The organism is Streptomyces humi (assembly GCF_001005085.2).
In the GTDB taxonomy this organism is placed as follows: domain Bacteria; phylum Actinomycetota; class Actinomycetes; order Streptomycetales; family Streptomycetaceae; genus Streptomyces; species Streptomyces humi.
In genome coordinates, this window is record NZ_LBMU02000057.1 from 1 (window position 1) to 23658 (window position 23658).

A 23658-nucleotide genomic window follows, 5' to 3' on the forward strand; every position below is an offset into this window, starting at 1 on the left:
GCGGGAGGCTCGGGGCGGGGGCGCGGGGCGCGGGGCGGGGGCTCAGGGCTCGGGGCCCGGGTGGGCCGTGGCGCGAAGCCAGCATCATGGCAACCCCGCTGTCCCGGCGGGCGGTTGGACCGGAACGTATCTCTTCTGACCGGCTCGGGCCCGGTTGGTTCCGGATGCTCGTCTACAGCGCCCGCAATCCCTCGATGACCTCGCGCAGAATCCGTTCGTCGGGAAGCTGGGCCGGTGGCACCGGACGGCTCACGGTGACGCGCCCCAGCTCCAGCAGGTCTCCGAGCAGCACCCTGACCACCCCCACGGGCAGGTCGGCGCCGGCGGCGAGTTCGGCGACGGACTGCGTCTCGGTCCGGCACAGGTCGACGAGCGAGCGGTGTTCCGGGCCCAGCGTGGTGTCACCGTCGGTGCCGGGCCCGCCCGGGTCGAGCGTGACCAGGGCGATCAGGTCGAACCGCACCCCGGTGGGCCCGGACCTGGTGCGGCCGCCGGTCATGGCGTAGGGGCGGACCAGCGGCCCGGCCTCGTAGTCGTACCACTGGCTGCCCGGCTCGCGCGGGGCGCCGGTCGTGTGCTCGTTCATCGGTGGCGCTCTTCCGGCTCTGCCGGCTCATCCGGCCGCGGGCGGCCGGCCGGCGACGCGCGGCGCGGTGTACAGGTGCTCGCCGACCCGCTTGACCAGGCGAGCCATCTCGTAGGCGACCAGGCCGATGTCGGCGGTGACGGCCGTGAGCACGGCAAGACAGGAGCCGTCGCCCGCGGCGGCCACGAAGAGGAAGGCATCGTCCATCTCGACCATCGTCTGGCGTACTCCGCCCGCCCCGAAGTGCCGCCCAGCGCCCTTGGCGAGACTGTTGAAGCCGGAGGCCACGGCGGCGAGGTGGTCGGCGTCCTCGCGCCTGAGACCGGTCGAGGCACCGACGGCGAGACCGTCGTTGGACAGCACCACGGCGTGCCGTACTTCGGTGACGCGCAGCACCAGGTCGTCCAGCAGCCAGTCGAGTTCGCCGGAACGGCGGTCCGCCGTCGTTCTCGGGTCCTGGATCATGCGCGGTCTCCTTCGGTGCTTTCGGGACCCGATCCGGGCTCCGGGGTGGGTACGCGGCCGGGCCGTCCGCCGCCGCCACGCGCCCAGCCGTCGCGGTAGGCCGTCATGCGGTCGCGGACGAGTTCGGGGGTGCGTTCGCCGCCCCTGCGGGCGGGCGCGGGTTCATGGGCGCGGGGATCGCGCAGCTGGGGCGCGAGGTGCGCCTGTCGCACCCGACGCGGGAGGTCGTCGTCGCCGGAGTCGGTGGGGGCGCCGGAGGCGGTGAAGGCGGTGGTGGGGGCTGAGGTGGCGGAAGAGGCGGAGAGACCGGACGAGGCGACGGGACCGGACGAGGCGACGGGGGCTGAGCCGTGCGGAGGGTGGTGCGGCCTCAAGGCGGTGACTCCGGGTGGCGTCGGTTCGGGTGCGGCATGCGGTTGTCCGGACGCGAGGCGAGGGCGTCCCGGCGTGCGATGCGGTGGTTCGGACGCGGGGTGCGCGGCGGCGGGGGCGGTGACGGCCAGGGTCGGCCGGCCGGCCGGAGCGCCCTCGGCGACGGCGGTGCCGGGCACGCGCGCGTGGGCGGCCGCCGGTCCCTCGTCGCCTTGGGCCGCCGGACGCCCGGAGCGCTCCTGCGAGCCGCTGTGCAGCAGGGCCTTCGGCAGCAGTACGACCGCGGTGGTGCCCCCGTACGGGGAGGTGCGCAGATGCACCTTGATCCCGTGACGGGCCGCGAGCCTGCTGACCACGAAGAGGCCGAGCCGGTCACTGTCGAACAGGTCGAGGGCCTCGGACTGCTCGATGCGCCGGTTGGCCTCGGCGAGGGTCTCCTGACCCATGCCGAGGCCCCGGTCCTCGACCTCCAGGGCGTAGCCGTTGCCCACGGGTTCACCGGTCACCCGCACGCGGGTGTGCGGCGGCGAGAACTGGGCCGCGTTCTCGACGAGTTCGGCGAGCAGATGGGTGAGGTCGGCCACGGCCGCGCCGACGACGGCCGCCTCGGGGAACTGCCGTACCTCCACGCGCGCGTAGTCCTCGACTTCGGACACCGCGGCGCGTACCACGTCGGTCAGCGACACGGGCATCCGCCAGGCCCGGCCCGGGGCGGCTCCGGAGAGGATGATCAGGCTCTCGGCGTGGCGCCGCATCCGGGTGGTGAGGTGGTCGAGGCGGAACAGGTCGCTGAGTTCGTTGGGGTCGTCGGAGCGGCGTTCCATGCTGTCCAGCAGGCTGAGCTGGCGGTGGACCAGGATCTGGCTGCGCCGGGCCAGGTTGACGAAGACACCCGAGATGCCGCTGGCGAGTTCGGCGCGTTCCACGGCGGCGCGCAGGGCGGCGCGGTGCACGGTACCGAGGGCCTCGGCGACCTGTCCGGTCTCGTCCTCGGCGGGCGGGCCGGGGGGTGCCTCGGCACGGACGTCGATCTCCTCGCCGGCCCGCAGTCTGCGCATCGCCTCGGGCAGTTTGCGGCGGGCGATCTCCAGGGCGTCGTTGCGCAGGCTCACCAGCTCGACGACCAGGCCGCGGCCGATGCGCACGGAGATGACGAGCGAGGCGGCCACGGCGAGCAGGCCGAGCAGGACGGCGGCACCGGCCGGGGTGAGCAGACCGCGCGCGAACGGATCGGCCCGGCCCGCGACCGCGCGGGCCGTGGCCGCCTGGATGTCCCGCATGCCGTCCCGCACGTGCGCGTGCGTGGTGTTCCAGTCCGTCTCCGGTACCGCGGCGAGCGCCCTGGCTCCGGGGCGGCTCGCGAGGATCTTGTCCTCGGCGGCGGCCAGCGCGGTGTAGTCGTGGCCGTCGGCGAGCCGGCGCCAGGCGGCGCGCTGGCTGCCGGGCAGGTCGGTGCCGGCCGTGTCCACGAGGACGCGGCGGGTGTCCACGGCGCCGGTGAACAGCCGCAGCCGCGCGCCGTCGAGGCCGCCGGTCGGACGGGCACCGGCGAGCACCGCGTCCTCCTGGGCCAGCGCCTCTCCCGCGCGGGAGAGTTCGAGCAGCACGCGCGCGTCGGAGCCCATGTCGTCCGCCTGGATGCCGGAGAGGGCGCCGTCCACGGCGAAGGCGGCGGCGACGGTCCCGGTGTACCTCTCGTAGGCCTCCGCCCAGCCGGCGCCGCGGTTTCGCACCGCCGTCCGCAGCGTGCGCAGCCGCTCCGCGGAGGTGACGAAGGTCTTCAGCCGCTGGGCGACGCCGGACGGCAGTTCCTCGCTGTCGGCGACGGTGCCGTCCCTGCCGAGACGCAGCCGGGCCACGGCCTGATCGGTGCGTGCCGCCAGTCCTCCGAGGTCGCCGTCCGGTGCGGAGGCGGGGTCGGTCGCGTACCGCACCGCTGCGGTTCGCTCGGCCTGGAGGGCGGCCACGGCGGTGGCGACCGGGGTCCGCAGCGCGGCGTCGACGCGCTGGGACTGACGCAGCCGCGCGACGTCCTGTGCCGTGGTGACGGTGGCGTACGCCCACAGGGCGAGTAGCGACATGACCGGGACCATGAGCAGGCAGACCACCTTGGCCCGCACGGTCCGGGGGCGGATCCGCCAGCCTCCCGCGCGCGTGGACGCGTCGTCCGCCGCGGTGCCTGCGGTGTCGTCGTCCGGTTCGTCGGCGGGTGGTCCGGCGTGCGCGCGGCGGCCGCGCGTGGGTGTCACGGAGGGTGTCTCCGCGTCTGCCGTGGGGGTCCTACGGGGTGTACGCATGGCCTCCTCGCTCCTCAGGAAGGTGTCGGTGCCGGGTCAGCGGGCGGTGCCCGTGACGGGCCGCTGGGCCGAGGCGGAGGCCTCGCGTTCCCGGGCCGTGGGTGAGAGCGCGACGAACGCCGAGGTGAGGAACAGGTACGAGCCGAGGCCGACGGCCAGCGGGAAGATGAACTGCATCGCGGTGGCCCCGCGCAGGGGTGAGCCGGAGGGCGTCACGTGCACGCTGACCGCGAACATCCCGGTGTAGTGCATGCTGCTGACGGCCGCTCCCATGACGAGGGAGGCGAGGGTGACCGCGACGGGCGAGCTGATGTTCAGCGCCGCCCACAGGGCCGCGGTCGCGGCGACCACGGCGATGAGGACGGAGAGCGCCACGAGCACCGGGTCGTAGCGCACGTCTCCGTGCAGCCGTACGGCCGCCATGCCGAGGTAGTGCATGCTGGCGACGCCCACCCCGGTGGTGAGTCCGCCCAGCAGCAGGGCCCGGCCGCGGTCGCGGCCGTAGCCGACGGCGAAGACGCCGGCGCTGACCACGACGACGGCGACGACCAGGCTGAGGATGGTCAGCGGCACGTCGTAGCGGATGTCCGTGCCGCTGACGCCGAAGCCGAGCATGGCCACGAAGTGCATGGTCCAGATGCCGGTGCCGATCGCGGAGGCCGCGGTGAACAGCCAGTTGCGGCGTGCCCGACCGGTGCTGCCGAGCGCGCGGACGGTGCAGCGCAGCCCCAGCGCGGCGCCTATGCAGGCCATGGCGTACGACAGCACGGGGGTCAGCCAGCCGAAGGTGGCGTGGTCCAGGTGTCCCATGGCTCAGGGACGCTAGGGGGCACGGGAGCACAAAGGGGGCGCAGTTCGAAAGGTGCCGCAATATGACGCAGAGATGCGCCGGAACGATCGCGTCCGGCTCGAACGTGCGCGCAGGGTCGTCCGCCGTGTCGGTGAGGGATCATGCGGAGCATGAGCGATGACCACACGCATGTCCGGGAGTTCTTCACCGCGCGGGCGGCCGACTGGGACGGCAGGTTTCCTGACGACGGTCCCGCGTACACCGCCGCCGTCGCCGCTCTCGGGCTGCGCGAGGGCGACCGGGTGCTCGACGCGGGCTGCGGCACCGGACGGGCCCTCCCGCCGCTGCGTGCCGCCGTGGGACCCTCGGGCACGGTCCTCGGGGTGGATCTGACCCCGGCGATGCTGGAGGCCGCGGTGCGGGCCGGCCGGGGCCGTGACGGGCGGTTGCTGCTGGCCGACGTCGCCGCGCTGCCGGTGCGGTCGGGCTCCCTCGACGCGGTGTTCGCCGCGGGCCTCGTCGCCCATCTGCCGCGCCCCGCCGAGAACCTGCGGGAGCTGGCGCGGGTGGTCCGCCCAGGCGGTGTCCTCGCCCTGTTCCACCCCATCGGCAGGGCCGCCCTGGCGGCGCGCCACGGTCGGCAGATCACGCCGGACGACCTGCGGGCGGAGGGCAGCCTCGGCCCGCTGCTGGCCGGTGCGGGCTGGCGCCTGACCTCGTACGTGGACGAGGACGCCCGGTTCCTGGCGCTGGCGGTGCGCGAAGGCTAGCCCGCGACGGCCGCGGCGAAGGCGTCGGGGTTGTCGAACATGACGTTGTGCCCGGCGCCGGGCACCGTCACGACCCGCACCCCGGACGCCTCCAGGCGGTCCCGGCCGGGCAGTTCACCGCTGAGCTCGCCCTGGAGGTAGACACGGTCGATCGCCAGCCCTTCCAGGAGGGTGCGCATGACCGGGTCGGAGCCGCGTCTGAGACCCACGGCGCTGCGGTGCAGTGCGCGCGGGTCGGCGAGCCGCATGGTCGCCGCCCACAGCGGCCCGACCGCGGCCAGCATGCGCGCGTGGCCTCTGTCGACGAACGCGTTCTCCTCGTAGGCGGCGATCACACGGCTGCCCGCGGACTTCGGCGGATGCGCGTCCAGGTTCGCCTCGGTGAGCACCAGCTTCGAGACCAGCTCCGGTCGCCGGTGGGCGAGCACGACGGCGACGGAACCGCCCATGCTGTGCGCGATCAGCTCGGCGCCGGTGACACCGGCCTCGTCCAGTGCCGCGGCCAGCGCGTCGGCATGGTCCTCCAGGGTGTAGCCGAAACCCGCGGGCCGGTCGCTGATGCCGTGGCCGGGCAGATCCACGAAGAGGCTGCGCCTGCCGACCAGTTCGGAGCGTGCCGCGATGTGCGCGTGGTACACCGTGGACGCCGCCCCGAGCCCGTGGACGTACACCCGCGCGGGTTCCTCCCCCGGTGTCTCCGTCCACCGGATGCGACTCCCCCTGCCGTCGAACTCGGCCTGTCGCACAGCACCCTCCTTGATGACGTCACCGCCACGCCCCGTACCGGCGGGGCATCCTGACCATTGCCCGCGCCCGGCCGCGCGACACCGCCGTCACCCGCGAGGCCGAGGCCTGCCGAGACGCCCCCCGGGTGCCCTTTTCTGTCATCGGGGCTTCAACCCTATGTTCGACGGGGGATGACCCTAGTTCCGAGACGACAGCCGGCAGGGGGAAGGTGGTCCGCGTGTTCGAACAGATCCGCAGGTACGCAGGCAGGTTCCGTGGCGCCGAACGAACCGACGGTGGCGGGGCGCCGCAGCGGCGTGAAAGGCGTGAAAGGCGTGCGCACAACTTGTTCGAGGCGGCGGCCACCTATGTCGCGGCCCGCGCGGAGGACGACCAGGACCGGCTGGAGGAGGCGTCCGGCTGGGTGTCGCCGGAGGCGCTGTCGTTCGGGGTGAGCGAGCTGGCGTGCCGGGCCGTCGTCGCGCTGGCCCGGGAGCGCGACCAGTCGCCGCGGACGGTGGCGCGCGACCTCCTGGGACTGCCGGTCGCCTGACCCACCGGTGCCACCGAGGTCGTTTTCGTCTGGTCCCGGTGGAAAACAGCAGCTCCGCATGTGGGGCCGGTCGTGACAACGGCCTTCCCGTCGCACTAGGGTGCGCGCCGTTGGACGAACCACTGGGGAGGCAGGGATGGCCGGGACCGACGAGGAGGCCGTCGACGCCGCGGACGAAGCGCTGTACGTGCTCACGGCGGTGCTGCTGACGCCGGCGCAGTTTCCGAGCGTGCTGGGCGACGACTATCCGGAGGCCTGCGCGGCTCTGGAGCTGGCGCCGCGCGCCGACGGCTACGGCCTGGTGCTCGGCCAGGACGGCGAGGGCGCCCGCTGGACGGTCGTCATCGACGACGTCTCGCTGGTCGCCGTCGCGATCGCGTCCTGGGACTGCGGCATGGAGTACGACCTTTCGCCGGACGAACGCACGGTGGTCGCGGCCCTGCCGGGGTGGCCGCTCGCGGTCGCCGTGGCGGCCCCCAACGTGCCCGCGCCGCACGACCCCGCCCCGGACGTGGCGGACCGGGCCGCGCTGAAACCGCCGGACACCAGTGTTTGGGGCCCGGCACAGCGGCGGCTGGGCGCGGACGAGATCGCCTTGCAGTGGGCGATCTGGCGGGAGCAGATCGGCGCGGACTTCTTTCCGCCACCCGCGGCCGGCGCCGCGCAGGCCGCCGAGGAGACCCCGGCGAAGGCCCCGGAGGGCCCTGGGACGGCCCCCAAGGGTCATCTCGGCATCCGGCGCGTACTGGCCGAGGCGCGGGCCTACGTGGACGCGCCCCCGCCGCTGGGCCGGGTCCGCTCGTCCTTCGCTCCGGGCGACGCCCGCACGCTGCGCGCCGACGGCCCCGGCTGGTCGCTGGTGGCCCGCACCGACGACATCGCGTTCGTGCTCCTCGACGAGGAGCCGGGCGAGGTGCTGCCCGTCGGCCGGGGTTCCGAACTCCCCGGTCTGCTGGAAGCCCTGGACAAGATGGCCGTGCGGCCCTTCTGAGACCTCCCGGAACGCTCCCGGCCGGCCGGCGTGCAGGCCGGGAGCGCGGCCCCGGCCGCACGGCTCAGCGGCCGATCTCCTTGCGCGTGATCCGGCGCAGCCTGCGCCGCTGCGAGGGATCGAGCGTGAGGTACGCGGCCACCGGCACGCCCACCACGATCAGGAACGCCACCCACCAGGGCAGCCATATCAGCAGGATGAGCCCGACCGCCACACCCCCTGCGGCGATCTTCGCGTTCTTCGACATCGGCGTCGCCTCCTTCGCGGCCCTTGCCGCTCTCTGCTCTGAAAACGGGCCCGCGCCTCGCACGGTTCCGGACCGCGACCCTGAGACATCCCTGACGCGCGCCCCTACTGGCTCCGGACGGCTCCGACCGTCGAAGGAACCCGAGCCCCACGCGGACCAGGAGCACGTGACCAGCAGCCACACGAGTCGAACAGGTTGTGAAGTGGTCTGGTTCCCAGCGTAGCGACCTCCGCCCACCCCACGGAGGCCTCGGCCGGAAGACCGGCAGACGGGGTGCGCGGGAGCGGAATCCGGCAGTCCGCCGCCGGTGGGCCGAGAACCGGTGATCCGCCGAGTGGCGGTCGCCCGCCGTTCACCGACCGGTCGCGCCGCGTTCCCCGTGAGGCCCAACTCTGGCCGCTGTCCATGAACTTGCCACCAGGAGGACCGATGTCCCCGCACGCCACCGGCAGCCGCCGCGTCCACCGCCTCGCCGCGACGGGCCTGCCCCTGGCCCTGGCCGCCGCCCTCGTGGCGGCGGGCACGGCCACCGCCACACCGTCCGGACCGGCGCACGTCGTTCGCACGGCCACCCTCGGCGACATCCCGCTCGGCACCTTCAGCAACGCGCTGCTACGGGGCAGCGTGGACAACGACCGGGGCATCGACCTCGGCGGCATCGGCAGCGACATCTACCCGGCCGGCCGCAAGGGCGAGTACTGGACGGTCACCGACCGCGGCCCCAACGGCCAGATCAAGGTCGACGGCAAGAAGCGCCGGACCTTCCCGGTGCCCGGTTTCGACCCGGCGATCGTGAAGGTCCGGGTCACGGGTGACCGGGTCGACGTGATCGACGCGATACCGGTGACCACCTCGTCGGGCAAGGCCGTCACCGGGTTGTCCAACCAGGCGGGCCGGGACGAGGCGCCGTACTCCTACGACGCGCGGACCGCCCTGTCGTACAACCCGAACGGCCTGGACACCGAGGGTATCGTCCGCGCGGACGACGGGAGTTTCTGGCTCGTCGACGAGTACGGCCCCTCGCTGGTCCACGTCTCCGCGCGCGGGAAGGTGCTCACCCGCTACGTGCCCGAGGGGCTGGACCTCACCGGTGCCGACTACCCGGTGGTGGAGGCGCTGCCGTCGGTCTTCCTGCACCGGAAGGTCAACCGTGGATTCGAGGGTCTGGCCCTGCTCCCCGGCGGAGACCTCGTGATGGCGTTGCAGAGCCCGCTCTCGCTGCCCGACGGGGACGCCGGGGACGCCTCCCGCACGACCCGTCTGCTGCGGTTCTCCCCGCGCAAGAAGGCGGTCACCGCCGAGTACGCCTACCGCTTCGACCCGGTGAACGTGGTGGACCCGAGCGAGGACGACACGTCCGAGCTGAAGATCTCGTCGATCGTGGCGGTCGGCGGCGACCGCCTGCTGGTCGAGGAGCGCACCGACAAGGCCGCGCGTCTGGAGGTGGTGAAGCTGGACCGCCGGTCGGACATCCTCGGCGGCGCCTACGACGACGACACCACCTATCCGTCGCTGGAGCAGCTGGACGACCCCGCCGCGGCCGGTGTCCCGGTGCTCGGCAAGCGTCTGCTGGTGGACCTGAACACGGTGCCCGGGGTGCCCCTGAAGATCGAGGGCATCGCGCGCGTGGACCACGACACACTTGCCCTCATCAACGACAACGACTTCGGGATGACGGACGGCGCGGGCGCGTTCGACGCGCAGGGCCGCCTCGTCGACAGCGGCATCGAGACGACCCTGGTGTACGTCCGGCTGCCCAAGGGGCTGTAGTCAGCCCAGCAGTGAGGGCAGTATCGACTCCAGGTCGCTCGGCAGTCCGCTCGGCAGGTTCGACGGCCACTGTGAGGGGAGTTCGCTCGGCAGCCGCGACGGCAGGCTGCTGGGCAGCTCCGTGGGCAGGCTGAAGGAGGGCCGGGCCGGGCCCGAGGTGCCCGGGCTGCTCGTGGTGGGTTTCCCGCCGGGTGAACCGTCGCCGCCGGACGCCATCAGGACGACGACGGCGACCGCCACGGCGGCCACCAGCACGACCAGCACGGCGAACAGCGGACCCCTGCGCCTGCGGGGCGGCGGCTCGGGCGGACGCGACGACGTCCAGCCGACCGCGGTACGCGGCTCGTGACTCCCGTACGGCGGCTCGTGACTCCCGTACGGCGGGTCCTGACTCCCGTACGGCGGACCGTAGCTCCCGCCGGCCGACGGCCCGTAACTCCCGTACGAAGAAGGGCCGCCGTCACCGTACGAAGAAGGGCCGCCGTCACCGTACGAAGGCGGGTCGTCGTCACCGTACGAAGGCGGGTCGTCGTCACCGTACGAAGGCGGGTCGTCGTCACCGTACGGGGGTGGCGTGGGCTCCGGCGGGCCCGGGGGACGTGGCGGTACGGGTGGCATGGCCATACCGCCAAGAGTCACCCCGTACCGGTCATCGCGCGAGCCCCACACGGCAGTTGACACGGACTCATACCGTGGACCGTACGATTCCGGAGCATTTCCCGCGAGAAGCGGTCCGGCGGGAGCACAGAACGACACGCGCGCGTGCGGGCGTTCCTCGCGAAACGGCCCGCACGCGCGCGTACCGGCGTCAGCCGCGGGCGCCCAGCAGGTGGTCCATCGCCAGCTGGTCGAGCTGCTCGAAGGCCATGCCGCGCGCGGCGACCGCCTCCGCGTCGAACTCCTCGAAGGCCGAGCTGTCGGCGAGGAGTGCCTGAAGACCGTCCGCGGCCGTCGGCAGGGCCAGCTGGTCCAGCCGGGAGGCGCGCAGGGCCTCCTGGACCGCCGGGTCGGCACGGAAGGCGGCCGCGCGCTCCTTGAGGATGAGGTAGTTCCGCATGCAGCCGGCGGCCGACGCCCACACGCCGTCGAGGTCCTCGGTCCGCGGCGGCTTGAAGTCGAAGTGCTTCGGCCCCGCGTAACCGGCGCTCTCCAGGAGGTCGACCAGCCAGAAGGCGGCGCGCAGGTCGCCGGCGCCGAAGCGCAGGTCCTGGTCGTACTTGATGCCGGACTGGCCGTTGAGGTCGATGTGGAAGAGCTTGCCCGCCCACAGGGCCTGCGCGATGCCGTGCGGGAAGTTCAGGCCGGCCATCTGCTCGTGGCCCACCTCGGGGTTGACGCCGTACAGCTCGGGACGCTCCAGGCGCTCGATGAACGCGAGGGCGTGGCCGACGGTGGGGAGCAGGATGTCGCCGCGCGGCTCGTTCGGCTTGGGCTCGATGGCGAAGCGCAGGTCGTAGCCCTGGGAGGTGACGTACTCGCCGAGGAGGTCGAAGGCCTCCTTCATCCGGTCGAGGGCGACCCGCACGTCCTTGGCGGCGCCGGACTCGGCGCCCTCGCGGCCGCCCCAGGCGACGTAGGTCTTGGCGCCCAGCTCCGCGGCCAGGTCGATGTTGCGGATGGTCTTGCGCAGCGCGTAGCGGCGGACGTCACGGTCGTTCGCGGTGAACGCGCCGTCCTTGAAGACCGGGTGCGTGAAGAGGTTGGTGGTGGCCATCGGGACCGTCATGCCGGTCGCGTCGAGGGCCTGGCGGAAGCGCTTGATGTGCGATTCGCGCTCGGTGTCGGAGGACCCGAACGGGATCAGGTCGTCGTCGTGGAACGTCACACCGTAGGCGCCCAGTTCGGACAGGCGCTGCACGGTCTCGACCGGGTCGAGGGCGCGACGGGTGGCGTCGCCGAACGGGTCCCTTCCCTGCCAGCCGACGGTCCACAGGCCGAAGGTGAACCTGTCCTCGGGGGTGGGCTGGAAGCTCATGCCGCGGCTCCTTGCTTGATGCCTGTGCTTGATGGGTGTGCTCGACGGCGGTCGGCACGATTGTCGGGCCGACTATTTCGTCATGGCCGTTTACAAATTAGTATGCCGACGCATCCCTGGGAAGGGTCACCCTGTCCCCAAGGGATGAAAACCGGGTCGCGACACCCCGGTGAACCAGGAAAACCGCAGGTCAGGCAAGTCGCTAGGCGCGGAAAAAGGGAGAGCCCGATGTCAGCAGCCGAGGGTCCGCTCGTCGTCGGCGTGGACACGTCCACCCAGTCCACCAAGGCGCTGGTGGTCGACGTGTCCACCGGACAGGTCGTGGCGAGCGGCCAGGCGCCGCACACCGTCTCCTCGGGAGCGGGCCGGGAGAGTGATCCGCGCCAGTGGTGGGACGCGCTGTGCGAGGCGCTGCGCCAGTGCGGGGACGCGGCGCACGAGGCGGCGGCCGTGTCGATCGGCGGGCAGCAGCACGGTCTGGTCACGCTGGACGAGCGGGGCGAGCCGGTGCGGCCCGCTCTGCTGTGGAACGACGTCCGTTCCGCGCCCCAGGCGCGGCGGCTCATCGAGGAGCTGGGCGGCCCGAAGGCCTGGGCGGAGCGCACCGGCAGTGTGCCGGGCGCGTCGTTCACGGTCACCAAGTGGGCCTGGCTGGCGGAGCACGAACCGGAGGCGGTGCGGGCGACCAGGGCCGTACGGCTTCCCCACGACTACCTCACCGAGCGGCTGACCGGGCAGGGCACGACCGATCGCGGTGACGCGTCCGGCACCGGCTGGTGGGCGTCGGCGACCGAGGCGTACGACGCGGAGACGCTCGCGCACGTGGGGCTGGATCCGGCGTTCCTGCCCCGGGTGGTCCGGCCGGGCGAGGTCGCGGGCACCGTCCGCGACAGCCACGACCTGCCGTTCTCCAAGGGCACCCTGGTGGCCCCCGGAACCGGCGACAACGCGGCGGCGGCACTGGGGCTCGGGCTGCGTCCCGGCACCGCCGTGCTGAGCCTCGGCACCTCCGGCACGGTGTACGCCGTGTCGAAGCACCGTCCCGCCGACCCGACCGGCACGGTGGCGGGCTTCGCCGACGCACACGGCGACTGGCTGCCCCTCGCCTGCACGCTGAACTGCACCCTCGCCGTCGACCGGGTCGCGGCGCTGCTCGGTCTGGACCGGGAGGCCGTCGAGCCGGGCACCTCGGTGACCCTGCTCCCCTACCTGGACGGCGAGCGCACCCCGAACCTGCCGAACGCCTCCGGGCTGCTGCACGGCCTGCGCCACGACACCACCGGCGGCCAGCTCCTCCAGGCCGCCTACGACGGCGCGGTGCACGCCCTGCTGGGCGCCCTGGACCTGGTCCTGGACGCGGACGCCGACCGGACCACCCCGCTGCTGCTGATCGGCGGCGGCGCCCGCGGCCGCGCCTGGCAGGAGACGGTACGGCGGCTGTCGGGCCGCCCGGTGCAGGTCCCGGAGGCGAAGGAACTGGTCGCCCTGGGCGCGGCGGCACAGGCGGCCGGACTGCTGACCGGCGAGGACCCGGCGGCGGTGGCGCGGCGCTGGCACACGGCGGCGGGCCCGGTGCTGGACGCGGTGGAGCGGGACGACGCGACGCTGAGCAGGATCTCCGGGGTACTCTCCGACGCGGCCCCGCTGCTGGAGCGGACGCCTCAGGACCGCTGACCTGCCCGGACCTGCCCACGGAGTCCAGAGGATCGATGGAGGCATGACCGCACCGCTGCACGAGGCCCGTTCCACGGCGACCGGCCGTGCCCTGCCGGACACCCAGCAGGGCATGCGCCGGCGCAATCTCGCGCGCGTGATGCACGCGGTCAGTGCCGAGGGCTCGCTGTCGCGGGCCGCGGTCGCCTCGCGCATCGGGCTGACCAGGGCGGCGGTGTCCACCCTGGTGGACGAGCTGATCCGCTGGGGGCTCCTGGAGGAACTGGGCCCCGAGCGGCCCAGCCGGGTGGGGCGGCCCGGCTCGGCCCTGGCGGTGAGCGGGCGCGGCCCGGCCGGAATCGGCGCGGAGGTCGGTGTCGACCACCTCGCCGTGTGCGCGGTGGATCTGCGCGGCGAGGTACGCGCGCGTGCCGAGCGGCACGGCACGAACCGGGGCCGGGACCCGCGTCCGGTGGTCGGGGAACTGACCACGCTGGTCCGGCAGGTGGTGACGGAGGCGGAGCTTGAGGGGCTGTGGCCGGCCGGTCTCGCGGTCGCCGTTCCCGGCCTGGTCGCCCGTGACGGGCGCACCGTCGCGCACGCCCCGAACCTCGACTGGCACGACACCGATCTCGGCGTGCTGCTGCCCGCGGGGCTCCCGCTGACGGTGGACAACGAGGCCAACTTCGGCGCGCTGGCCGAACTGTGGCTCGGGGACGCCACGCCACGGGACTTCCTGCACGTGTCCGCGGAGATCGGTATCGGCGCCGCCGTCGTCGTGGACGGTCAGCTGCTGCGCGGCAAGCGCGGTTTCGCGGGCGAACTCGGCCATGTGCCGGTCCGCCCCGACGGACCGCGCTGTGCCTGCGGCGGACGCGGCTGCCTGGAGCAGTACGCCGGTGAGGAGGCGGTGCTGCGCGCGGCGGGCCTCGAGTCCCGCGAGGACGCGGTGGGTCTGCTCGCGCGGCGGGCGGGCGAGGACCACGCAGGGGTACGGCGCGCCCTGTACGACGCCGGGACGGCCCTCGGTATCGCCCTGACCGGCGCGGTGAACCTGCTCGACCCCGAGTCGGTGGTGCTGGGCGGCGCCTTGTCCGGTCTCGCGCCGTGGCTCCTGCCGGCGCTGGAAGCCGAACTGTCCGACCGCACGACCGGCCCCGTCTGCCCGGTCTCCGTCTCCCGTCTGGGCCCCGAAGGGCCGCTGCTGGGTGCGGCCCACTCGGTGGTCCGGGCCGTCCTGGACGATCCGGCGACGGTGGCGGAACGGGTCTGAGACGGCCACGGCCCCGACGACCGTGTCCATCGTGCGGGTGGTTCACGATCACCACGCCGTGGGGAGTCACCTCTGAGGTTCCGTCGGACTCCGGGGAGGTGCGCGTGGCCGAGTGGGTTCCCCGCGCGGAATGGATCAGGACCCAGCCGCAGGCACTCATCGCCTCGTGCGTGGTCATGCCGGACGAACGCGACCGCGTCCTGCTGCTGCGCTACGGTCCCGGTCAGCCGTGGTCGGGCAGGTGGTGGCTGCCCGGCGGGATGCTGGACCACGGTGAGGATCCCTGGACGGCGGCGCGGCGGGAGATGCTGGAGGAGACCGGTATCGCCCTCGGTCCGACGCCCCGGCTGATCGGCATCGACCACCGTGCGGACGTGCTCGGCACCGGACCGGTTCTGGACTGTTTCTTCCACGGCGGGCTCTTCACCGACGGGACGGAGGTACGGCTGAGCGACGAGCACGACCGGTACGCGCTGGTTCCCGTGGCGGAGTCGACGGACCTGCCGCTCGCGGCGCCGCTGCCGACGCTCCGCGCCCTGCACTCGGCGGCGAACGCGGGTACGTTCGCCTGTCTTCGCGAGGGCGCGCCCGGCTGAGGCGCCGGCCGCCTGCCGCCGCTCGCCTTCACCTGGTCGCCTTCACCTGGTCGCCTCACCCGTTCGTGTGGCGAGGTTTTCCACAACACCCGTGCCGTCCACGGAACCGTCGGGCGCTCTTCTGCCCAACCCTCCGGCGCCGTACCGTGATTCACGCGAGACATCCGCCGGATCGGTGGAAACACGCACGTCAGGAGGGGGAGGACGTATGTCGGCAGAGGTGGACCAGCCCCATTCCGGCGACCCGCAGAACGGAGCCGTACCACGATGACCGAGCCTCGCATCCTCACCGTCCGTCCCGGGCCGGGCGACTACGCGTGGACGTTCGGCGGGGCCCCGCCGGTCGCGCGGATCACGCCCGGCACGGTCCTCGACCTGTACACGGAGGACTGCTTCGCGGGACGGGTGCGGTCCGAGAAGGACCTGGTGTCCGAGGTGTGCGAGTTCCCGTTCCTGAACCCGCAGACCGGCCCCTTCCACATCGAGGGCGCGGAGCCGGGCGACACCGTCGCCGTGCACTTCGTGTCGATCGAACCGGCCCGGGACTGGGCGGCGTCCACGACGGTCCCGCTCTTCGGCGCGCTGACCTCCACGCACGCCACGGCGACCCTTCAGCCGCCGCTGCCGGAGAAGGTGTGGATCTGGCAGCTGGACCGCGCACGGCGCACGGCTCTGTTCCGGGCGCACGAAGGCGACATCGAGCTGGAGCTGCCCCTGGACCCGATGCACGGCACGGTCGGTGTGGCCCCCACCAACCTGGAGGTGCGCTCGGCCCTCGTGCCCGACGCCCACGGCGGCAACATGGACACCCCCGAGATGCGCGCCGGTGTCACCTGCTACCTCGGGGTCAACGTGGAGGGCGCGCTGCTCAGCCTAGGTGACGGGCACGCCCGGCAGGGCGAGGGCGAGACCTGCGGGGTGGCCGTGGAGTGCGCGATGAACACCGTCGTGATCGTCGAACTGCTGAAGGGGATCACCACCGCCTGGCCCCGGCTGGAGTCGGACACGCACATCGTCTCCACGGGGTCGGCGCGCCCGCTGGAGGACGCCTTCCGGATATCGCAGCTCGACCTGGTGCAGTGGCTGGTGCGCGACTACGGCTTCGGCGAGCTCGACGCGTACCAGTACCTGACCCAGACGGTGGAATCGCCGCTGGCCAACGTGTGCGACACCAACTACACCTGTGTGGCCAAGCTCCGCAAGGAGTGGCTGCCCGCGCGCGAGACTTACCGCGGACTGCACGCGCGGCTGCGCGAGACGGCCGCGGCCCTGCGCCGCTGACCGTCGCCCTCGACTCCTCGTGCCTCGCGCACACTTCCGAAAGGCACCCATGGACCGGCCACGACCGCTCCCCAGCAGACGGCGGCTCCTGAGGGGCGCGGCCCTCGCCGTCGTCCCGTACGCGCTGCTCTCCGAGACCCGCGCGGACGCGCGGACCGGGGTCGTCGACTACCCGACGGCGGAGTGGCAGGCCGCGAGCAGCGACAACCGCACGGCGGCGCTGCGCCCTGACGAGTACCGGATCGACCGGGTGATCATCCATGTCACGCAGCAGGCCTACGCCGGCACCCTGGGCATTTTCGCGAACCCGAAGAAGCGGGTGTCCGCGCACTATCTGGTGCGCTCCCTGGACGGCCATGTCGCGCAGTGCGTGCGGGAGACCGACATCGCCTGGCACGCGGGGAACTGGGACTACAACACGCGGAGCATCGGCATCGAGCACGAGGGCTGGGTGGAGAGACCGGAGTACTTCACCGACGCCCTCTACACGGAGTCGGCGCGGCTGACGGCGTCGATCTGCGACCGGTACGGCATCCCGAAGGACCGGGAGCATGTGATCGGCCACGTCGAGGTGCCGGGGACCGATCACACGGATCCGGGCAGTCACTGGGACTGGACCCGGTACATGAAGCTGGTCGACGTGTCCTCGGAGTGACGGCGGTCGTCCGGAGTGACGGTGGTTTCCGGGAGCCGGGACGGTTCCTCCGATCGAGGGCGGTCGAAACGGTTGTCGGCGCGAACACCCCGAGTGACGATGTCCCCAGCCGCATCGCCGTTCGGGGAGGCAGAGTTGTCCGATCCGTGGGTGGCCCTGGAACCGGGGGCCGACCCTGCCGAGCGCGTCCGGGTGCTGCGCCGGGCGCATGAGACGTTCACCACGGTGGGTACCGTGCCGCGCCCGGTGCGGTCCGTGGTGGCCGAGTCGTGGCGGCGCTCGGCGCGGGCCGGGGTGGGGCCGGACGGAACGGCGCACGTGGAGCTGATGGACGGCGACCTGGGGAGCTACCGGGCGGAGCATCCGCTCGCCAGGGTGATGCCGTTGTTCCGGGAGCTGATGGGGACGTTCGCGGCGGACGGCGAACACCTGCTGGCGGTGTGCGACGCGGACGGCAGACTGCTGTGGGTCGAGGGGCATCCGGCGACCCGGCGGCGGGCGGACCTGATGAACTTCGTGCCCGGCGCGCGCTGGTCGGAGGCCGCGGTCGGCACCAACGCGCCGGGCACGGCGGTGGCGGTGGACCGGCCGGTGCAGGTGTTCGCGGCGGAGCACTTCATCCGCCGGGTGCAGCCGTGGACCTGCGCGGCGGCACCGGTGCACGATCCGCGGACCGGACGGGTGCTGGGTGCCGTCGACATCACGGGCGGCGACCGGCTGGCGCACCCGCACAGCCTCGGCTTCGTCCAGGCGGTGGCACGGGCCGCGGAGTCGCAGCTCGCGCTGCTCGATCCGCCGACGCCCGCCGACGAGGCGCCCGCGCTGACCGGGCTCGGCCGTGACGAGGCGGAACTCCGCCTGGACGGGCGGCGGCTGCGGCTCGGCCGGCGCCACAGCGAGCTGCTGGTGCTGCTGTCGCGGCACCCGGAGGGCCTGACCGGCGACGAGTTGCTCTGCGCGCTGTACGAGGACGAGTCGGTGCCACCGGTGACGCTCCGAGCGGAACTGGCGCGGCTGCGCAGACTGTTGGGACCCGGGCTGCTCGCCTCCCGGCCGTACCGGCTGACCGTTCCGGTCGAGTCGGACGCGGCCGTGGTGGAACGGCGCCTGGAGACGGGAGCCGTGACGGCGGCGCTGGCGGCGTATCCGGGACCGCTGCTGCCGGGTTCGCAGGCCCCCGCGGTGGTGCGGCTGCGGCAGCGGCTGGCGGACGCGCTGCGGTCGGCGCTGATCGCGCGCCGCGACCCGGACCTGCTGGCGCAGTGGGCGCACACGCCGTGGGGCGAGGAGGACCTCCAGGTGTGGCGGGCGCTCGCGGCGCTGCGGCCGACCGCCGTCGTACGGTCCCGACTGGCCTGCCTGGAGGCGGAGTTGCTGGCTCCGGCGCGCTGACCTGCGACGCAACGTGGGCGCAACGTCCGGCTCCGTAGCCTGCGCGCCGGAAGCTGCCCAACGGCGGGCAGCGCAGCTGCGAGGAGGCAGGCCAGCATGACCCGTTACGCGGCGCCCGGCACCGAGGGCGCGATCGTCTCCTACCAGGCGCGCTACGACCACTTCATCGGCGGCGAGTACGTGCCGCCGGCCCGGGGGCAGTACTTCGAGAACCCGTCGCCGGTGAACGGGCAGCCGTTCACCGAGATCGCGCGGGGCACCGCCGAGGACGTGGAGCGGGCCCTGGACGCGGCGCACGCGGCGGCGCCGGGCTGGGGCCGGGCCTCGGTGACGGAGCGTTCCGACATCCTGCTGAAGATCGCCGACCGGATGGAGGCCTACCTCGAACCGCTCGCGGTCGCCGAGAGCTGGGAGAACGGCAAGCCGGTGCGTGAGACGCTGGCCGCCGACATCCCCCTCGCCATCGACCACTTCCGCTACTTCGCGGGGGCGATCCGCGCGCAGGAGGGTTCGCTGGGCGAGGTCGACGACGACACCGTGGCGTACCACTTCCACGAACCGCTGGGGGTCGTCGCACAGATCATCCCGTGGAACTTCCCGATCCTGATGGCGACCTGGAAGCTGGCGCCGGCCCTCGCCGCCGGCAACGCGGTCGTCATCAAGCCGGCCGAGCAGACCCCCGCCTCCATCCACTACTGGATGAGCCTGATCGCGGACCTGCTGCCGCCCGGCGTGGTGAACATCGTCAACGGCTTCGGCGTGGAGGCGGGCAAGCCGCTGGCGTCCAGCCCGCGGGTGGCGAAGGTCGCCTTCACCGGGGAGACCACCACCGGGCGGCTGATCATGCAGTACGCCTCGGAGAACATCAAACCGGTCACGCTCGAACTGGGCGGCAAGTCCCCGAACATCTTCTTCGACGACGTCTGGGCGCACGACGACGACTTCCGCGACAAGGCCCTCGAAGGGTTCACGATGTTCGCGCTCAACCAGGGCGAGGTGTGCACCTGCCCGTCCCGGGCGCTCGTCCAGCGCGGCAACTACGCCGAGTTCATGGAGGCGGCGGTCGTCCGCACCCGCCTCATCAAGCCGGGCCACCCCCTGGACACCGACACGATGATCGGCGCGCAGGCCTCCAACGACCAGCTGGAGAAGATCCTCTCCTACCTGGACATCGGCCGGCAGGAGGGTGCGAAGATCCTCACCGGCGGCGAACGCATCGAACACGACGGTGAGTTGAAGGGCGGCTACTACGTCCAGCCGACCATCTTCGAGGGCGACAACCGGATGCGGATCTTCCAGGAGGAGATCTTCGGCCCGGTCGTCTCGGTGACCTCCTTCGACGACTTCGACGACGCGCTGAAGATCGCCAACGACACGCTGTACGGCCTCGGTGCGGGCGTCTGGACCCGCGACATCAACACCGCGTACCGCGCCGGCCGCGCGATCCAGGCGGGCCGGGTCTGGACGAACTGCTACCACGCCTACCCGGCGCACGCCGCGTTCGGCGGCTACAAGCAGTCGGGAATCGGCCGCGAGACACACAAGATGATGCTGGAGCACTATCAGCAGACGAAGAATCTCCTCGTGTCGTACTCGCCGCGCAAGCTGGGCTTCTTCTAGGCAGGAAAAAGGGCGCCTGAGCTGGGAATACCCGTCAGGCGCGCAGACCGCCCACGAACCCGAGCCGGGGCACGAGAACGACCAGTACGAGTGGACCGGACGGGTCGACAGCGGCGAGCGGGTCGCGGCGGCACGGGCTCGTTCAACGACTACGCCCTCGGTGCCGTCGCCGACTGGCTGCACCGCGAGGTCGGCGGCATCGCGCCCGCCGCATGACCGATGCCGGGAGTGGCACCGAGGGTCAGCCGACGCGGCGGGGCGTGCCGGGGTCGACGGGCTGCCGGGTCGACGGGCTGCCGCGACGACGGCCGGGGAGACTGTGGGTATGACGAAGCCTCACCACGAGTCGGTGCTGTCCCGTGCCGCTCGGATCCTGGAGGCGTTCAGCCAGGACCACCCCGTCCTCACGGTTTCGGAGATCGCCCGGCGGGCGGAGTTGCCGCTTCCCACGGCCTCCCGCCTGGTCGCCGAACTGGTCGCGCACGGCTTCCTCCGGCGGGACGAGGACCGCGGGGTCCGGATCGGCGTCCGCCTGTGGGAACTGGTGACCCGGGCGTCGCCCGCTCTCACCTTGCGCAACGCGGCCATGCCCTTCATGGAGGGCGTGCACGACGTGGTCGGCCACCACGTGCAGCTGGGCGTGCTCGACGGTACCGACGTGCTGTTCCTGGAGCGCCTGTCGTCATCCGACGCGGTGATCAACTACACCCGGATCGCGGGACGGTTGCCCCTCCACGTCTCCTCGAGCGGCCTCGTCCTGCTGGCGCACGGTCCGGCTGAACTCCGACAGCGTGTCCTGGAAGGTCCGCTGCCCGCGTACACGCCGTGCACTCCGGCGACACCCAGCGCCGTTCGCACACTCCTGGCCGGGATCCGTCGGCAGGGGTACGCGTACTGTCCCGGCTACCTGCACGCCGACGCCCTCGGTATCGCCGCCCCGGTGCGTGGCAGCGACGGCGCGGTGGTGGCCGCCCTGGCGGTGATCGTGCCCGACGGACCGGCGGCCCGGCAGGTCGTCCCCGTCGTTCGGACCGCCGCCGTCGGCATCTCCCGCGCGCTCGGCGCGGGCGGGATCAACCGCCCCGCCGGGCGCCACGCGGCAGGTGCGCAACGCGGCCACGACCATCCCGGTGAACTTCCCTCTCACTGAGTGAGAGTGACGTCGCGGCACGACCGGCGTGACCCGCATCCTTCCTGCAATCCAGACAGGAGGCGACAACGTGGTCGTACACAGCCTGGCCCAGAGCCGCCGGATCCAGACCGCCGGGACCGTGACCCTGACGGTCAGAGCCAAGGAGGTCGTCGCCGACGGCGTCGTCTCGCTCGTCCTCGCCCGTCCCGACGACGGACGTCTGCCGGACTGGACGCCCGGCTCGCACATCGATCTGGTCCTCCCCGACGGAACGAGTCGTCAGTACTCGCTGTGCGGCGACCGCTGGGACGCCCACACCTACCGGATCGCGGTCCTGCGCGAGCCGGCCGGCCGAGGGGGCTCGGCCTACGTCCACGACCGGCTCGCACCCGGCGACCTCGTCGGCGTCGGCGGCCCGCGCAACCACTTCACGCTGGCACCGGCGGAGCGGTACGTGTTCATCGCGGGCGGCATCGGCATCACCCCCCTGCTGCCGATGGTCCGTCAGGCCGCACAGACGGACATCGACTGGCGCCTCCTCTACGGCGGCCGTACCCGGGCGACGATGGCGTTCCTCGACGAGTTGTCAGCCGCGTACGGGGACCGCGTCGACATCGTTCCGCAGGACGAGCGCGGGCTGCTGGACCTCGACGCCTGGCTGAACAGGCACTTCCCCGGCACGAAGGTCTACTGCTGCGGGCCGGCCCCCCTGCTCGCAGCGGTGGCGCGGTCGTGCGGCGACTGGCCGGCCCACGACCTGCGCACCGAGCGCTTCACCGCCGCCGACTCGGCTCCCGTGCGGCAGACCCCCTTCGAAGTCGAACTGCGTCGCAGCCGGGTCACCGTGACCGTTTCCGCGGACACGTCCGTGCTCCAGGCCGTCCGCCAGGCCGGTGCCGACGTCCTGTCCTCCTGCGAGCAGGGCACCTGCGGCACGTGCCTCACCCCGGTCCTGGACGGCACCCCCGACCATCGCGACTCGGTCCTCGGCGACCACGAGCGGGCCGCCGGTGACTGCATGCTGCCCTGCGTGTCCCGTTCCTGCGGGGACCGCCTCGTCCTGGACCTGTGAGCCGATTCCGCTACGGACCGGACCTGTGAGCCCGAGCCACGACACCCCAGGAGCCGCCATGACCGGAACGACGCACGTCCCCGCAACGTCAGTCGTCGGTGACGCCGATCCCTTCGCCCCCGAACACCTGCTCCACCCCGGACCCTTGCACCGCGCGCTGCGCGCCGCCGGTCCGGTCGTCCACCTCAGGCGCTACGACGTCCACGCCCTCGCTCGCCACCGCGAGGTGCGCGCGGCTCTCGTCGACTGGCAGAACTTCCGGTCCGGAGCCGGCGTAGGACTGGCGAACTTCCGGCACGAGACACCGTGGCGCCCGCCGAGCCTCCTCCTGGAGGCCGACCCGCCGCATCACGACGCTCCGCGAAGCGTCCTGCGGGACGTCCTCGCGCCACCCGCCCTCCGCCGCCTGCGCGAGAAGTGGCAATCGACCGCCGAGGAACTCGTGGACGCCGTACTGGCTGAGCAGGAGGAGGAGTTCGACGCCTTCGCGACACTGGCGGCGGCCTTTCCCCTGAAGGTCTTCCCCGACGCCGTCGGTCTCGGGCCGGACGGACGGGAGAACCTTCTCCCCTACGGCAACATGGCCTTCAACGCCTTCGGCCCGCGCAACGACCTGGTGACCGCCGACGCCCCCCGGGTCGCCGAGCTGTCGGCATGGGTCGACGCGCGGTGCCGGCGCGAGGCACTCGACGAGAACGGCTTCGGCGCCCGGATCTGGGCCGCGGCCGACCGCGGCGACCTCACCCACGACCAGGCGCCCCGGGTCGTACGTTCCCTGCTGACGGCGGGGGTCGACACCACCGTCCACGGCCTGGCCGCCGCCCTGTACGCCTTCGCCACCCATCCCGAGGAGTGGCAGCGACTGCGGGAGCGTCCGGAACTCGCCCGCGTCGCGTTCGACGAGGCGGTGCGGTGGCAGTCGCCGGTACAGACCTTCTTCCGCACGGCGACCGCCGACATCGACGTCGCCGGCACGGTCGTTCCGGAAGGCTCGAAGATCCTCATGTTCCTCGGGTCGGCCAACCGGGACCCGGACCGCTGGGACGACGCGGACCGGTTCGACCTCGGCCGCGACCCCTCCGGTCATGTGGGGTTCGGGATGGGCATCCACCAGTGCGTCGGTCAGCACGTCGCCCGTCTCGAGGCGGAGAGCCTGCTGACCGCGCTCGCCCGCCGCGTGGAACGGATCGAACTCTGCGGGGAACCGAGACGACACCTGAACAACACCCTGCGCTCCTGGGCCTTCCTGCCCGTCCGCGTACGACCGGCGCGCTGAACTTTGGCCCGAGCGGCCCGCAGGGGGCCCTCGGGCGCGTCCGGCCGGGCGGGGTTCAGGGGACGGAGGAGACTCCGGGCTTCCCGGCCGGCAGGTCCTCGTGCTCCGCCGCGGCGTCCGCGCGGTTGCGGCGCGCCGAGGACCAGAACGACCAGGCGATCAGGAC

23 protein-coding genes are annotated in these 23658 nt (G+C 72.9%); 15 read left to right on the forward strand and 8 right to left on the reverse strand.

What is annotated here, in order from left to right; all coding sequences use genetic code 11:
- Positions 1 to 172: 172 nt before the first annotated feature.
- From AAW13_RS25170 to AAW13_RS25185, 4 genes are read right to left on the reverse strand one after another with little or no spacing between them, the layout of a single operon-like run.
- Positions 173 to 586 carry a DUF742 domain-containing protein gene (locus tag AAW13_RS25170; protein ID WP_046730373.1) on the reverse strand — a complete coding sequence of 138 codons (414 nt, stop codon included), beginning with the start codon at positions 584 to 586 and terminating at the stop codon, positions 173 to 175.
- A gap of 27 nt (positions 587 to 613) precedes the next feature.
- Positions 614 to 1051, reverse strand: coding sequence for a roadblock/LC7 domain-containing protein (locus AAW13_RS25175; RefSeq protein ID WP_046730374.1), 438 nt, complete (start codon positions 1049 to 1051; stop codon positions 614 to 616).
- The gene (locus AAW13_RS25180) at positions 1048 to 3720 is read right to left on the reverse strand and encodes a sensor histidine kinase (protein ID WP_046730375.1); all 2673 of its coding nucleotides are present in this window, start codon (positions 3718 to 3720) and stop codon (positions 1048 to 1050) included. Before AAW13_RS25180 ends, AAW13_RS25175 begins: the two co-directional genes overlap by 4 nt.
- Before the next feature lie 36 nt (positions 3721 to 3756).
- Positions 3757 to 4530 carry an MHYT domain-containing protein gene (locus AAW13_RS25185; protein ID WP_046730376.1) on the reverse strand — a complete coding sequence of 258 codons (774 nt, stop codon included), beginning with the start codon at positions 4528 to 4530 and terminating at the stop codon, positions 3757 to 3759.
- A gap of 150 nt (positions 4531 to 4680) precedes the next feature.
- On the opposite strand from AAW13_RS25185, the gene AAW13_RS25190 reads away from it, so the two are divergent.
- Positions 4681 to 5280, forward strand: a complete 600-nt coding sequence (locus AAW13_RS25190) for a class I SAM-dependent methyltransferase (protein ID WP_046730377.1) — start codon at positions 4681 to 4683, stop codon at positions 5278 to 5280.
- Here AAW13_RS25190 and AAW13_RS25195 read toward each other — a convergent pair.
- Complete coding sequence (locus AAW13_RS25195) at positions 5277 to 6026, reverse strand: alpha/beta fold hydrolase (protein ID WP_046730378.1); 750 nt, start codon at positions 6024 to 6026, stop codon at positions 5277 to 5279. The genes AAW13_RS25190 and AAW13_RS25195 overlap by 4 nt on opposite strands.
- 218 nt (positions 6027 to 6244) lie before the next feature.
- Here AAW13_RS25195 and AAW13_RS25200 point away from each other — a divergent pair, with 218 nt between their 5' ends.
- A complete protein-coding gene (locus AAW13_RS25200) occupies positions 6245 to 6559 on the forward strand; it encodes a hypothetical protein (RefSeq protein WP_046730379.1) in 315 nt (104 codons plus the stop codon).
- A 136-nt stretch (positions 6560 to 6695) separates the two neighbouring features.
- A complete protein-coding gene (locus AAW13_RS25205) occupies positions 6696 to 7550 on the forward strand; it encodes a hypothetical protein (RefSeq protein ID WP_046730380.1) in 855 nt (284 codons plus the stop codon).
- Positions 7551 to 7614: 64 nt separating this feature from the next.
- Here the strand turns inward: AAW13_RS25205 and AAW13_RS25210 are convergent, their stop codons facing one another.
- Positions 7615 to 7797 carry a hypothetical protein gene (locus AAW13_RS25210; RefSeq protein WP_046730381.1) on the reverse strand — a complete coding sequence of 61 codons (183 nt, stop codon included), beginning with the start codon at positions 7795 to 7797 and terminating at the stop codon, positions 7615 to 7617.
- Positions 7798 to 8226: 429 nt separating this feature from the next.
- Between AAW13_RS25210 and AAW13_RS25215 the strand changes: the two genes are divergently transcribed.
- Entirely contained in the window at positions 8227 to 9567 is a 1341-nt protein-coding gene (locus AAW13_RS25215; protein ID WP_046730382.1) for an esterase-like activity of phytase family protein, read from the forward strand.
- Here the strand turns inward: AAW13_RS25215 and AAW13_RS25220 are convergent, their stop codons facing one another.
- Both AAW13_RS25220 and xylA read right to left on the reverse strand, forming a co-directional pair.
- Entirely contained in the window at positions 9568 to 9831 is a 264-nt protein-coding gene (locus AAW13_RS25220) for a hypothetical protein (RefSeq protein ID WP_240528730.1), read from the reverse strand.
- 544 nt (positions 9832 to 10375) lie between these two features.
- Positions 10376 to 11542 (reverse strand): xylose isomerase, encoded by a 1167-nt coding sequence (gene xylA / locus AAW13_RS25225; protein WP_046730383.1) that lies wholly within the window; start codon positions 11540 to 11542, stop codon positions 10376 to 10378.
- Between the two features lie 228 nt (positions 11543 to 11770).
- On the opposite strand from xylA, the gene xylB reads away from it, so the two are divergent.
- From xylB to AAW13_RS25275, 11 genes are all read left to right on the forward strand, one after another.
- Positions 11771 to 13216, forward strand: coding sequence for a xylulokinase (gene xylB / locus AAW13_RS25230; RefSeq protein ID WP_046730384.1), 1446 nt, complete (start codon positions 11771 to 11773; stop codon positions 13214 to 13216).
- A 43-nt stretch (positions 13217 to 13259) separates the two neighbouring features.
- On the forward strand, positions 13260 to 14468 hold the full coding sequence (locus AAW13_RS25235; RefSeq protein WP_046730385.1) for an ROK family transcriptional regulator: 1209 nt from the start codon (positions 13260 to 13262) through the stop codon (positions 14466 to 14468).
- A gap of 104 nt (positions 14469 to 14572) precedes the next feature.
- Positions 14573 to 15064 carry an NUDIX hydrolase gene (locus AAW13_RS25240; protein ID WP_240528731.1) on the forward strand — a complete coding sequence of 164 codons (492 nt, stop codon included), beginning with the start codon at positions 14573 to 14575 and terminating at the stop codon, positions 15062 to 15064.
- A gap of 267 nt (positions 15065 to 15331) precedes the next feature.
- Positions 15332 to 16345 (forward strand): acetamidase/formamidase family protein, encoded by a 1014-nt coding sequence (locus AAW13_RS25245; protein WP_046730387.1) that lies wholly within the window; start codon positions 15332 to 15334, stop codon positions 16343 to 16345.
- 49 nt (positions 16346 to 16394) lie between these two features.
- Positions 16395 to 17000, forward strand: coding sequence for an N-acetylmuramoyl-L-alanine amidase (locus AAW13_RS25250; RefSeq protein ID WP_046730388.1), 606 nt, complete (start codon positions 16395 to 16397; stop codon positions 16998 to 17000).
- A gap of 135 nt (positions 17001 to 17135) precedes the next feature.
- Entirely contained in the window at positions 17136 to 18392 is a 1257-nt protein-coding gene (locus AAW13_RS25255) for a GAF domain-containing protein (protein WP_046730389.1), read from the forward strand.
- Between the two features lie 96 nt (positions 18393 to 18488).
- Complete coding sequence (exaC, locus tag AAW13_RS25260; protein ID WP_046730390.1) at positions 18489 to 20012, forward strand: acetaldehyde dehydrogenase ExaC; 1524 nt, start codon at positions 18489 to 18491, stop codon at positions 20010 to 20012.
- A gap of 90 nt (positions 20013 to 20102) precedes the next feature.
- Positions 20103 to 20228 (forward strand): hypothetical protein, encoded by a 126-nt coding sequence (locus AAW13_RS47475; protein WP_276207601.1) that lies wholly within the window; start codon positions 20103 to 20105, stop codon positions 20226 to 20228.
- Positions 20229 to 20337: 109 nt separating this feature from the next.
- Positions 20338 to 21162 (forward strand): IclR family transcriptional regulator, encoded by an 825-nt coding sequence (locus AAW13_RS25265; RefSeq protein ID WP_046730391.1) that lies wholly within the window; start codon positions 20338 to 20340, stop codon positions 21160 to 21162.
- A 70-nt stretch (positions 21163 to 21232) separates the two neighbouring features.
- Positions 21233 to 22216 carry a PDR/VanB family oxidoreductase gene (locus AAW13_RS25270; RefSeq protein WP_420855493.1) on the forward strand — a complete coding sequence of 328 codons (984 nt, stop codon included), beginning with the start codon at positions 21233 to 21235 and terminating at the stop codon, positions 22214 to 22216.
- Between the two features lie 58 nt (positions 22217 to 22274).
- Positions 22275 to 23492 carry a cytochrome P450 gene (locus AAW13_RS25275; RefSeq protein ID WP_046730392.1) on the forward strand — a complete coding sequence of 406 codons (1218 nt, stop codon included), beginning with the start codon at positions 22275 to 22277 and terminating at the stop codon, positions 23490 to 23492.
- The last annotated feature ends 166 nt before the right edge of the window (positions 23493 to 23658 follow it).